Genomic DNA, 12,347 nt, shown 5'->3' on the forward strand with positions numbered 1-12,347 from the left:
AGCAAAAATGAAAATTGGTACAGTGGCAAAACTGACTAATTTGTCAGTAAAAAGCATACGTTATTACCATGATATTGGTCTGGTGATAGGAGGGAAGAATGACAATGGCTACCGAGAGTATACCCAGAGTCACGTTGATGCGCTGAGCTTCATACAGCACTGCCGCGCATTGGGCTTTACCTTAGAAGATTGTAAGGCGCTGCTAGATCTACAGCAAGATAGCCAGCGCAATGCTGCAGATGTGAAAGCACTAGCTCAGCACCACCTCGATGACGTCGAGCAAAGGATTGCTCACTTGAGCAATTTGAAAAAACAATTACAGCATTTAATTCACGATTGCAAAGGCGGGAAACAACCTAACTGTGCCATTCTAAAGGGGCTTAGTCCAACCCCTTAATGATCTAGCCAGGATATTATCTGCGTTTTAAGTTACCGATATTCTCAATGATAAGCGTTGGTGTTTTCCCAGCAGGCTTAAAACCAAACACCTGACCGTAGAAAGATAACTCAGATTCAAGTGCCCGTTTTTTACTTTCAGGAGAGACGCGATTGGCTGCGTCGTCATTGAACTCTAAGTAGGCGACAGGCGTTCCTTTTTGTTTAACCGCTTTATAAAGCTGCAATGTTTGTTCAGCGGGGATCAATGAATCATTCACCCCTTGAATAAGCAACAATGGCTCATTGATCCCAGATAAATTATTCATTGCCGAACGAAGTTTATAGTTATCGATTGTTCCAATCAGTCTTTCTAAATAGTTACTTTCAAACTTATTGGAATGTCGTCTAAATGACTGAACGTCACTAATGCCTGAGTAACTCACCGCCGCACCAAAAGTACTGTAATAAGCAACCGCTGACAGTGCTGTAAAGCCACCCGCTCGGGAACCTCTAATCGCCAATTTACGACCGTCTACATCACCTCGATTAACTAAGAAGCCTGCGGCGCGAACAGCATCTTCTACATCCGAACGACCCCACTTACCATATAAACTATTGCGGTAATCCCTACCAAAACCTGTACTGCCACGATAGTTCAGATCAAAAACGGCGAAGCCGCGGCTGGTCCAATATTGAATATCTCGCCTAAAGACTCGACTTGCTTGCGCAGTTGGGCCACGGTGCAAAAACATCACCAGTGGTGGTTCTTGCCCTACTGGCGCTTGAAAGTTGGGGTTCTCTGGTTTGTAGAAGTATCCGTAAGCGGTGTCACTATCACCCGTTTTAAAGCTAACACTTTCAGCTCTTGAGATGAAGTTGGGGTCCATGACCGCCAATTTGGGCGCATACATCAGCTGTGCAGCGCGGCCATGCACTTTATAAATCCCTTTTTCCGGCGTCTCTTTAGAACCAACAAAAATCACTCCATTATCACTTTTGGTGACATAAGCGATATCAGCAAAATCAACCGCGATAGGTTCTGTGACACCACTTTCAGTATCAATTCGAACCAAGCCTGCTTGCCCCTCATGATTGTAACTTGCGACTATCGTCTGTTCACTTTCGAATGCATAGTTGTGATTACCTAAATGCCAATTAGCAACGGCAAACTCCCCTTCCTGTGCCAGTACAATTTCAGCTTGCCCCAGCTCATTTAAACGGTAAATATTCCACCAGTTACTATAATCAGCAATAAAGTACAGCTGTCCACTAGGGCTAAAAAGTGGTTGAATAATCGAACCAGACTGTTCCGTCGCCACCTGTTTAACATTAATAACGGCGCCTTTGTTATCAATTTCACCAAGCCATAACTGGGTGTTGTCCCAAGGCATATTCGGGTGCTGCCATGTCACCCATGCTAATTGGGTTTGATCAGGGGAAAGTACTGGTGTTGAGTAAAAATCGGCGCCTGTAGCCAGCACCTCGCCTTCATCGGCATAACTTAAATTAATGCCCACCAGCTGATTTGTTACTTTTCCAGCCTCTCGATGGTCTTCACGAACGCATATTAAGCGGGAAGCTCTAGGGTTTGATATGCAGTCAGCATGGCGTGTTCCTGGGGGCGTTAATGCAAACGGTGTTTGATTGGGCGCAATGCGGTATAACAGCTGGTCGGAGTATTTAGTGGCAAACAAACTATTGCCAATGGCAACGAAAGGAGCACCGCCATATTCGTGTACCCGGCTGCCTATATCAAAATTCGATGGGATGGCTTCAGTAACAGTGCCATTTTCTTCTATGCGTTGGACGCCACGTCGCCCTTCATTACTTTCATCACGTATGGTGAAATAGATACTACCAGTGGTAACTTGCAGCTCACCAATACTGTCTGAGAGGTCGTATACATGCTCCGCATCAACTGGGGATTTCCAGCTACCATAATCAGCCACCTGAACGCCATCGGGCAGCGCTTCAGCAGGAGTGACTTTTGGGTCCTTTTTAGGCGAAACGTCACAAGCGGTAACGATCAATAACAAGGTAGCAGTTAATATAGATGCAAATGTAAATCTCATTGGCCGCCTAGAAATCATATGAGTGATGAAGTTACTTTCAATCTTATAGTGATGATAAAACTAATATAACGATTATATCAACTGCATTAATAAAACGGCAATTAAATGCATTTAATCCAAAGAGATCTGTTACTTGGTATCCAATATAAGAAATAATCGCATACCTTTAGCTTAAGGTTGTTTGCGGCTGAACTTGCTCATAAACCAGCGTATAACTTCAATTTGGGTGCGTTGTTTGAGACCAAAGTAGATACATATCCACGGAGAGATTAAAATATACCAAGGGATAACGGCGGTGCTTCGTCCATTAAACATTAAATAAAAAAAGCCGAAATAGATCACCAGCAGGCCACAAGTGCCGACAATAAGCATCATCCATTTGGTCGTTTTCTCTAACCACTCCATCTAAACCCCACACTCCTTTAATCGCAACATATAGTGATATTATGGCGCAAACCTTTGCTAAAGTTCAAATAGCATCCGTTCAGCCGGTACTATAGCCATAAAAAAACGGGCCTAAGCCCGTTAATGTTGTTAAAACTGATATTACAAACGAATACCGCCATCAATTTCAAATACACGACCATTTACATAGTCGTTTTCAATGATAAAGCGTATTGTTGATGCAATCTCTTCGGCTTGACCTAAACGACCAACCGGCACCATTTTTTCTAGTCGCTCTAATGCTTCAGGCTTCATTGCCGCAGTCATTTCTGTTTCAATCACCCCAGGAGCGACTGCTGCACTACGGATATTATAACGCGCAAGCTCTTTCGCCCAACCGACACTCATCGCCGCCACGCCAGCTTTAGAGGCTGAGTAGTTTGACTGCCCCATGTTACCCGCTTTAGCCAGACTAGAGATGTTAATAATAACTCCCTCCTGCCCAGTTTCGATCATCGCGGCTGCCGCTTCACGGCCACATAGGAATGTGCCTGTAAGATTCACATTAATCACTGACTGAAACTGGTCGAAAGACATGCGATCAATCACTTGCCCCTCTTTGGCTTTTAGCATTAAGCCATCACGCAAAATACCCGCGTTGTTGATCAGTACATTAACTTGACCAAAATCTTCTTTAATAAACTGAAAGCCAGAAAAAACATCTTCTTCGTCGGTAATGTCTAGTGCATAACCTTGAACTTCTGTGGTTGCTCCAAGGTTGGCACAAGCCTTTTCCAGCTTCTCTTGGTCAACATCGATAAGTGCTAGCTTAGCGCCTGCAGCGGCTAAATTTTCCGCCATTGCGTAACCGAGTCCACCAGCACCGCCAGTGATAACAACTACCTTATCTTTTAAATCCATTGAATTACCCTTTATTTTTTACTTGTTGATTACTCTGATGAGCTAGGAGCAAACTGCTCAAAAATACTCGAAAAATCTCGTTTGCCGTTGCCTTTACGTGCATGATTCACATAAAGGCTGCGCGCTAAGGCTCCCATTGGCGTACTTGAATTAGATAGCAATGCCGCTTCTTGGCTTAATCCTAAATCTTTCACCATCAAGTCAACCATAAAGCCACCTTGATAATCGTTGGATGACGGTACCGATTCCATTACCCCTGGGCAAGGATTATATTTATCTAGCGTCCAATTACCACCACTACTGACCTTCATGATGTCAGAAAGCACTTTTGGGTCGAGTCCATGATCAACCCCCATCTGCAAAGATTCAGATGTCGCCACCATTAATACCGACAACAGCATGTTATTACAGATCTTGGCCACTTGTCCTGCGCCTGGACCACCTGCATGGAAGATATTCGCCCCCATTGCGGTTAGTACACCTTGTGCCTGCTCAAAGGCATTATCTGTTCCGCCACAAATAAAGGTCAGTGTGCCAGCAGCAGCGCCTGCTGTACCGCCAGAGACTGGTGCATCAATAAATTCGAGGCCTTTATCAGCAGCATGGTTTGCCACAAAACGAGCGCTGTCAGCATCGATAGTCGAGCAATCAATCAGTAAGGTTCCCTTACCCACCACATCGATAAGCCCCTTGTTATCAGCATCGCCAACATAAAGGCTACGCACGTGTTTGCCTGCAGGTAACATAGTCACCACGATATCGCTACCAGCTGCAGCGCCACATGCACTGGTTGCAGTGAGTGCGCCTTGCTCGGCTAACGCTTGCATCGCCGCAGGAACCAAGTCAAACACTCTAACAGTAAAGCCCGCTTTAATTAGATTAACGGCCATTGGGCCGCCCATGTTTCCTAAACCAATAAATGCAACAGTACTCATCTTTTGCTCCTGGGCACTTTTACAAGTGCGGTCATCTTTCCTTTGTACTAATAATTTAGCTTTGTAGCCTTAGTGGATGATCATTTTCATCCCAAGGTGACTGCATCAATGACACCAACAGCTCATTGGGTACTGAGGCAACGTCTTTATAGAGCCAATTTGGATTTCTATCTTTATCGATAAGCAGTGCGCGAACGCCTTCAGCAAAATCTGCTTTGGCGCAGCAATTCACACTTAAGCCTAACTCAAACTTAAACACTTCAGCCAAAGTCATATCAGTGCCTAGCTGAGCTTGTTTGTGTACTAATGCCAAACTGATTGGACTACCAGCAAGCATCACTTTGCAAGCTTTGGCTAACCATGGTTGGGCCTCTTTAATCTCGCTATCAAGTGAGCTTACGCGTTCAACGATGGCTGGCAGATCGCCGCTCATTAACTCGTCGATCTGTGTTTGATTAACTCGCAGCTGACTCTCTGCTAATGGTGTTTTACAGTCTGCTTGCATGTCGTCGATAAGCGCATGCAACATCTCATGGTTTAACGCTTTGTCATCTGACCAATCAATGGTTGCCATCGCGTCATATAACAGCTCTTTATCGTCACGATTCAGGTAGTGGTTACCAATGCCAACATAATGGGCATCAGCGCCATTCATGTTGTATGCGGTCATCCCCAAAAACAGCCCTGATTTACCGGGCATACGGTTTAAGAAATAACTGCCACCTACATCTGGATACAAGCCAATAGTGACTTCAGGCATAGCGATACGCGAGTGCTCAGTGACAACGCGATGACTGGCGCCCGCCATCAAACCAAGCCCACCGCCCATGACGATACCATCGCCCCATACAACAATGGGCTTAGCAAAAGTATGTAATAGGTAGTCCAGTTGATACTCTTGACTAAAGAAATCGGTCGCTTGCGCGGTCACAACACCAGGCGTCGCCACGGCAGCGTGATATATAGCTCTCACATCACCGCCAGCACAAAAAGCTTTTTCTCCAGCACCATCTAATACCACTGCCGCAATGCTATTGTCATCGCGCCAAGTCGTTAACTGTTGAGTTAACGACTGCACCATCTCTATATTCAGAGCATTTAGTGCTTTCTCAATATTTAGGGTGGCGACACCGATCTGTTTACCAGACAATGTCCCCAAGGTTTGGAACACCACACTGTTACTCTGCGTATTAGAATTTGTCGTCATTAGCCGTTCTTCCAAACTGCTTTGCGCTTATTTAAAAATGCGCTAACACCTTCGGTTTGATCTTGCGTATCAAACAGATCAGCAAACTCACTGCGCTCTAGAGGCAATGCCTCAGCGCGTGGCATTGTGCGGCCCGCTTGCACTAATCGTTTACATGCAGCAACGCTGCTCGGGCTTTGATTAGCCACTTTTTCCGCTAAGCGCATGGCCGCGTTAAAGCTATCACCAGTGGCCACGACCTCTTCAACGAGCCCTATTGCTTCTGCTTTGGTAGCTTTAATTCGCTCACCGCAGAGGATCATACGTTTAGTCCAACCTTCACCAACCAGTGCAGTTAAGTTTTGTGTACCGCCCGCACAAGGAAGTAAACCAACGGTCGCTTCAGGCAATGCCATCTGTGCTTGTTCTTCACAAATACGCAGATCACAGGCCAGTGCGACTTCTAAACCTCCGCCCATGGCATAACCATTAATAGCAGCTATCGATACCCCACGAAATGCGCTCAATGTCTCGAACGCTTCACCAAAGTAACGCGCCATATCTGCAGCGTTATTTTTATCACCATCGGCAAATAACTTAAGATCGGCGCCAGCAGAGAAAAACTTTTCGCCTTCACCTGTAATCACTAGCGCATACACTTCTTTGTTGCCATTAAGTTTGAGTACTTTTGCTTTAAGCTCTTGTAAGCTCTGCGCTGTCCATGTGTTTGCCGGCGGGTTATTCATGCTAATAACCGCGGTATGGCCGACAATTTTTTCTAATAACAGTGACATGGAAACTCCTTTTAAATATTTTTATTCGACAATGAAAAATCTAACGCTTACAAAATAGCGCCGGCATTTTCATCTAGTAAACGACGAGAAATAATCAAACGCATAATTTCGTTTGTTCCTTCTAGGATCTGATGCACTCGAACGTCACGTACATGGCGCTCTAATGGGTATTCTCGAATATAACCGTAACCACCGTGGATCTGCAGCGCTGCGTCACACACTTGGAAACCAATATCAGTCGCGAAACGTTTGGCCATGGCGCAATATGCCGTCGCTTCTGGATCTTGTTGATCCAGTTTGAAGGCGGCTAAACGTACCAGTTGTCTTGCTGCAACCAGTTCTGTTGCCATATCGGCTAATTTAAACTGCAACGCTTGAAAGGCTGCTAAAGGTTTACCGAACTGTTTACGCTCATTCATGTATCCAGTTGCACGCTCTAGTGCTGCTTGTGCAGTACCAATTGAACAAGTGGCAATATTGATTCGACCACCATCAAGTCCCTTCATTGCGAAGGTAAAACCTTGCCCCTCTTCACCCAGAAGATTGCTTGCTGGTACGCGTACATTGTCAAAGGTGATTTGGCGAGTTGGCTGTGCGTTCCAGCCCATCTTATCTTCCGCTTTGCCATAGCTCACGCCATCTGCGTCTGCAGCAATAGCAATTGCAGAGATCCCTTTAGGACCAGCTTCACCGGTACGGCACATCACCACCAACATTTCGGTTGCGCCAGCACCCGAGATAAACACTTTAGAGCCTGAGATCAGGTAATCATCACCATCACGTACCGCTTTGGTTTGCAGTGATGCCGCGTCGCTACCTGCGCCCGGCTCCGTTAAGCAGTACGACGCCAGTTTTTCACCCGTGGTGAGTTGCTCAGACCATTCGTCACGTAATGTTTGCGAGCCAAAGCTAGTGACCATCCAAGTGGCCATATTGTGAATGGTTAGCATTGCGGTAGTGGCTGTACAGCCCATCGCTAGCTGCTCAAAAATAATCGATGAATCAAGCCGTGATAAGCCCATACCACCTTCTGATTCTGGCGAATATAGTGAGCAGAATCCTAGCTCACCCGCTTTTTGAATGACATCTTTAGGAAAGTGATGCTCTTCATCCCACTTGGCTGCAAAAGGGGCTAACTCTTCGGTAGAAAACTGCTGTGCAAGATCTGCAAACTGGCGCTGGTCTTCATTAAGATTGAAATCCATCTGAATACTCCTGTTGTACTTACTACAATACTGTCTATTGCCTTTATGATTGCTGCTGCAATATTAGGCTAAGGGTCTTTAGCTAGCAGATGTGTATGTCACCCGCTGCTGACCTCTATTCATTATTAAAGGGTTCGTTTGCTAGGCTGTAAAGCGGCGCTCTAAACGAACATTGCCACCTCATTGAGGTGGCAATTAACTTTGGGTTCTACTTAAGATCAATGGTCATGTTTGGCGCTGATGCCACGGCGATGTCTGATTCAAACCAGCGTGCAGTAATTGTCTTAGTTTCAGTGTAAAAACGCACAGCTTGCTTACCGTAAGCATGTTGATCGCCGTAGAAACTGCCCTTCCAACCAGTGAATGAGAAAAAAGGTAGCGGCACTGGAATTGGGACATTAATCCCCACTTGGCCAACTTCAATTTCATGTTGATATTTACGCGCTGCAGCACCACTGGCGGTAAAGATTGAAGTACCGTTGCCGTATGGGCTGTCGTTGACTATCGCAATCGCATCTTCCAGCGTTTCAGCATTCATGCAACAAAGTACTGGTCCAAAAATCTCCTCTTTGTAGATGCTCATATCTGTGGTGACTTTATCGAACATGGTAGGACCTACCCAGTTACCAGACTCATGACCTTCAACGGTGAAGTTTGTGCCATCAAGTAAACAGTCTGCGCCCTCTTCGATACCTTGGGCGATTAGACCGACTACACGCTGCTTAGCTGCCGGACTAATGACAGGACCGTAAGCAGCATCTTTGTCATTCCAAAGACCAGGCTTAACCTTAGCGATCGCTTCTTTAAGTTCTGGGATCCACTCTTTCGCTGCGCCAACAAAGACCGCAACCGAAAGTGCCATACAGCGTTGACCTGCCGCCCCCACTGAAGCGCCTACTAAGTTATTAATCACTTGCTGTTTGTTAGCATCAGGCATAATCACGCAGTGGTTTTTTGCACCGGCAAATGCTTGTACGCGCTTAAGGTTATCAGTGCCCGTTTTATAGATGTACTGACCAACATTCACCGACCCCACAAATGAGATAGCTTTGATATCTGGATGACGCAGAACAATATCAACTGCAGTCTTATCACCGTGAATTAGCTGTACCACACCTTTTGGTGCGCCCGCTTGTTCAAACAGCTCTATGAGTCGTTGCGGCGTCATAGGATCTTGCTCAGATGGCTTAAGAATAAAGGTGTTACCACAAGCAATCGCCAACGGGAACATCCATAACGGGATCATCGCTGGGAAGTTAAATGGAGTGATACCAGCACAAACGCCTAGAGGTTGGGTGTAGCTATAGGTGTCAATTGAACGGGCAACGTTTTCAACGGTTTCGCCCATCATCATAGAAGCGATGTTACATGCATGTTCGGCAACTTCGATACCACGCCAAACATCACCTTTTGCATCATCGAAGGTTTTACCCGTCTCTTGTGCGAGGATGGTTGCAATCTCGTCGTGGTGTTCTTTTAGCAAATGTTGGTACCTAAGCATCACGCGAGCACGCTCTGATACTGGTACCTCTTTCCAGCTACTAAATGCTGCTTTTGCACTGGCTATCGCCGTTTCAACTTCACTGGGAAGTGCTGCATTTACAACGGCTATTGTTTCGTTATTAGCTGGGTTGGTTACGGCGATCTGCTGCTCGCCATTACCTAGAATCCATTCGCCATCGATGTAGTGCTTAACTTGAGTGGTCATATCGCTTCCTATTTTCATCATCTATTTGAGGTAGTGATGAGCAAAATGATGATTTAACTACCGCCTTTATTATTTTGTTTTACAAGCTAGCGCTGGAGTACAAAGCTAGCTTGCAGGCTGTTAGTTAAATCGAGTCTTGTTGATTACTAATATTCAATCTGTACTTCGCAATAGCACTTAAAGCTCAATTGCCATTGCTGTAGCTTCGCCGCCGCCAATACACAGTGACGCCACGCCTTTAGACAGGCCGCGTGCTTTTAGCGCATGGATAAGGGTAACGAGCAAGCGTGCGCCAGAGCAGCCAATCGGATGGCCAAGTGCACAGGCGCCGCCATTAACGTTGACTTTATTTATGTCGAGTCCAAGCTCTGAAACGGCCAACATGGTCACCATGGCAAAGGCTTCGTTGATCTCAAACAGATCAACCTCATCTTTGCTCCAACTGACTTTATCTAACAGTTTATTCATCGCACCAACTGGCGCAGTAGTGAACATTGAAGGTTCTTGAGCGTGGGTAGTGTGACCTTTGATAGTAGCCATCACTTCTAATTTAAGCTCGCTCGCCTGTGCGCGGGTCATTAGCATTAACGCTGCAGCACCATCTGAAATAGAGCTAGAGTTAGCAGCTGTAATGGTGCCATCTTTGGCAAATGCTGCTCGTAGTGTTGGGATTTTATCTGGTCGGGCGTTACCTGGCTGTTCATCGGTATCAACCACAACATCGCCGCGGCGATTTGCAACTGTTACAGGCGTAATTTCAGCATTGAACGCGCCAGCTGCGATAGCATTGTTAGCTTTTTCTAGCGAACTGAGCGCAAAGCCATCCATTTGCTCACGTGTTAAATTAAAATCATCAGCTGTGTTTTGGGCAAAGGTGCCCATTGCACCGCCGGTGTAAGCATCTTCTAGTCCATCAAGGAACATATGGTCTAACACTTTACCATGACCCATGCGCATACCGCCGCGGGCTTTATCTAGCAGATAAGGCGCTTGGCTCATGTTTTCCATCCCGCCAGCAATCACCACGTTGGCGCTGCCCGCTTTAATTAAATCATGCGCAAGCATCACGGTTTTCATACCAGAACCACAAACTTTGTTCACTGTGGTTGCACCAACCGATAGCGGTAACTCAGCGCCAAGAGTCGCTTGACGTGCAGGCGCTTGACCAAGACCTGCTGGCAGTACACAGCCCATTAGTACTTCGTCAACCTGCTCACCCGCTAAGCCACTGTGCTGCATCAGACCTTTAATCGCAGTTGCCGCCAATTTTGGAGAAGCGACTGTTGCAAGCGCCCCTTGGAATCCACCCATAGGTGTGCGTTTAGCTGCAACTATTACAATATCTTGGTTTGACAGATCTGAACTCATACATACTCCAGTAATACTTTAGGACTTATTCTTTGCAAGAACAGTGCTCAACACTGTGTAAACATCAACTTAAAAACACGTATTAACAACGACTTAAAATCAATTTGATTTCACATCATTTGCTAACCATTGATGTCACATCCATTTTTCGCCAAATGTGATCTCGCTCAACATTTCCACACTGTGACGTTTACGCGAACGTAAAGCAAGTGTTAGCTGGTCAAACATCTACCAAAGTATTAGCTGATAATGTCACTTTGCATTTACAGGGCTATATAGCCGTTCTAAAAGATACAGGATTCAGTAGCAGTTTAATGGGCTTTAATTAAGGCATTGATTGCCATTAATGGTCGTTCCCCTAGTAAAAACCACAGAGTAGAGTCCTTGCTCTTATATTAAGAACAGCCCATTGCAGAAGACTTTATTCCAGCCCACTTCGTTGTAGCACTAACTTAAAAGGGAATAACCATTTTTCATTAATGCCCCTAGAATTGAACTGGCTCAATGTCTCTGAAACGAGCATCTTCAAGTAGTACGGTGATCTGCTTTGCCCCTTCATTGTAAAAGCTTGCTAATCGGTAGCTGAATAGCCTAAGAAAATCCCCAACAAGTACTTTGCGATAAAAAATGCCATCGGTTCACTTTCTCTCAAAAATCACGACTGAGTTGCCCCGTTTTTTAAAATCGATGATAGCAAAATAAAGCGACATTTTTATCCACTTCATAAAGCCACTAAACAGAACTGCAAGGTGCATTTTTTGCTGCTAAAAAACTGATGTTTTTTACACTTCCCACAAGCAAACTCTATGCATTCTTGTAGCATCGAGCTTTTTAGGAAAATCATCAGCAAACCGCAGCACAGCTCAGCAAGCGTCAGCTAACATCAGCTAATATCAGCAACAAAACACCTCAGGATACGGTGATTTGACGATATAGCATTAAAGAGATGGTTATCAAATCCGGTGATTACTTTTAAGTCTAAATCTAATAGCAGAGCTTACTGCTACAAGCCAAACAGTTAACCGACAATCAACAACTTTTATGCTAGCTGCACAAGCCATCAGTTAATACAAGCCCTCAAAAATACTGAACACAGACAAAATTAAATCAAAAAACGACTCAGAGTGAATATTAATTCACAACAAATGATTGGAGAGGTTATACAGCAAGAGACAGTAATTGCTGATATACCTTATTGTTTTTGCCAGTTCAAATACTGAAACAATTGAGTTTGAAAACGTTATTAGTTTTTCGCTTTTAACTCATCAAAGTTTAAGCTAAATGATAAAACGAACAAAAAAACTAATCAAACCCAACCACTTATAGCAGCTTGAATTATTTTCAGGTTGATATTCTATATATTGAAAACGCCCTATCCTCATTGTTAAGGTCGCCG

Annotated in this window: 10 protein-coding genes; 1 reads left to right on the forward strand and 9 read right to left on the reverse strand. The window is 45.1% G+C overall.

The features are described 5' to 3' along the window. Positions 1–7: 7 nt before the first annotated feature. On the forward strand, positions 8–397 hold the full coding sequence (gene cueR, locus SWP_RS15145; protein ID WP_020913428.1) for a Cu(I)-responsive transcriptional regulator: 390 nt from the start codon (positions 8–10) through the stop codon (positions 395–397). Positions 398–413: 16 nt separating this feature from the next. On the opposite strand, the gene SWP_RS15150 is transcribed toward cueR, so the two are convergent. The 9 genes from SWP_RS15150 to SWP_RS15190 form a co-directional block, all read right to left on the reverse strand. After that, positions 414–2,450 carry a S9 family peptidase gene (locus tag SWP_RS15150; protein WP_020913429.1) on the reverse strand — a complete coding sequence of 679 codons (2,037 nt, stop codon included), beginning with the start codon at positions 2,448–2,450 and terminating at the stop codon, positions 414–416. A gap of 171 nt (positions 2,451–2,621) precedes the next feature. Then, positions 2,622–2,855 carry a hypothetical protein gene (locus SWP_RS15155; protein WP_020913430.1) on the reverse strand — a complete coding sequence of 78 codons (234 nt, stop codon included), beginning with the start codon at positions 2,853–2,855 and terminating at the stop codon, positions 2,622–2,624. A 141-nt stretch (positions 2,856–2,996) separates the two neighbouring features. Next, on the reverse strand, positions 2,997–3,755 hold the full coding sequence (locus SWP_RS15160; RefSeq protein ID WP_020913431.1) for an SDR family oxidoreductase: 759 nt from the start codon (positions 3,753–3,755) through the stop codon (positions 2,997–2,999). 29 nt (positions 3,756–3,784) lie between these two features. Further along, positions 3,785–4,690, reverse strand: a complete 906-nt coding sequence (gene mmsB, locus SWP_RS15165; protein WP_020913432.1) for a 3-hydroxyisobutyrate dehydrogenase — start codon at positions 4,688–4,690, stop codon at positions 3,785–3,787. A 55-nt stretch (positions 4,691–4,745) separates the two neighbouring features. Continuing rightward, entirely contained in the window at positions 4,746–5,897 is a 1,152-nt protein-coding gene (locus tag SWP_RS15170; protein ID WP_020913433.1) for an enoyl-CoA hydratase/isomerase family protein, read from the reverse strand. Continuing rightward, positions 5,897–6,670 carry an enoyl-CoA hydratase gene (locus SWP_RS15175; protein ID WP_020913434.1) on the reverse strand — a complete coding sequence of 258 codons (774 nt, stop codon included), beginning with the start codon at positions 6,668–6,670 and terminating at the stop codon, positions 5,897–5,899. The genes SWP_RS15170 and SWP_RS15175 overlap by 1 nt, the downstream gene beginning before the upstream one ends. A gap of 47 nt (positions 6,671–6,717) precedes the next feature. Beyond that, positions 6,718–7,875: an acyl-CoA dehydrogenase family protein gene (locus SWP_RS15180; protein ID WP_020913435.1), complete on the reverse strand. Its 1,158-nt coding sequence runs from the start codon at positions 7,873–7,875 to the stop codon at positions 6,718–6,720. Between the two features lie 208 nt (positions 7,876–8,083). After that, a complete protein-coding gene (locus SWP_RS15185; protein WP_020913436.1) occupies positions 8,084–9,583 on the reverse strand; it encodes a CoA-acylating methylmalonate-semialdehyde dehydrogenase in 1,500 nt (499 codons plus the stop codon). A 177-nt stretch (positions 9,584–9,760) separates the two neighbouring features. Further along, positions 9,761–10,951, reverse strand: coding sequence for an acetyl-CoA C-acyltransferase (locus tag SWP_RS15190; protein WP_020913437.1), 1,191 nt, complete (start codon positions 10,949–10,951; stop codon positions 9,761–9,763). Positions 10,952–12,347: the final 1,396 nt, after the last annotated feature.

It is taken from the genome of Shewanella piezotolerans WP3 (genome assembly GCF_000014885.1).
GTDB lineage: Bacteria > Pseudomonadota > Gammaproteobacteria > Enterobacterales > Shewanellaceae > Shewanella > Shewanella piezotolerans.

What these genes read in the sequence shown, in the direction of transcription:
- cueR (WP_020913428.1), top strand. Translation starts at nt 8, where the DNA reads ATGAAAATTGGTACAGTGGCAAAACTGACTAATTTGTCAGTAAAAAGC.
- SWP_RS15150 (WP_020913429.1), bottom strand. Translation starts at nt 2,450, where the DNA reads ATGAGATTTACATTTGCATCTATATTAACTGCTACCTTGTTATTGATC.
- SWP_RS15155 (WP_020913430.1), bottom strand. Translation starts at nt 2,855, where the DNA reads ATGGAGTGGTTAGAGAAAACGACCAAATGGATGATGCTTATTGTCGGC.
- SWP_RS15160 (WP_020913431.1), bottom strand. Translation starts at nt 3,755, where the DNA reads ATGGATTTAAAAGATAAGGTAGTTGTTATCACTGGCGGTGCTGGTGGA.
- mmsB (WP_020913432.1), bottom strand. Translation starts at nt 4,690, where the DNA reads ATGAGTACTGTTGCATTTATTGGTTTAGGAAACATGGGCGGCCCAATG.
- SWP_RS15170 (WP_020913433.1), bottom strand. Translation starts at nt 5,897, where the DNA reads ATGACGACAAATTCTAATACGCAGAGTAACAGTGTGGTGTTCCAAACC.
- SWP_RS15175 (WP_020913434.1), bottom strand. Translation starts at nt 6,670, where the DNA reads ATGTCACTGTTATTAGAAAAAATTGTCGGCCATACCGCGGTTATTAGC.
- SWP_RS15180 (WP_020913435.1), bottom strand. Translation starts at nt 7,875, where the DNA reads ATGGATTTCAATCTTAATGAAGACCAGCGCCAGTTTGCAGATCTTGCA.
- SWP_RS15185 (WP_020913436.1), bottom strand. Translation starts at nt 9,583, where the DNA reads ATGACCACTCAAGTTAAGCACTACATCGATGGCGAATGGATTCTAGGT.
- SWP_RS15190 (WP_020913437.1), bottom strand. Translation starts at nt 10,951, where the DNA reads ATGAGTTCAGATCTGTCAAACCAAGATATTGTAATAGTTGCAGCTAAA.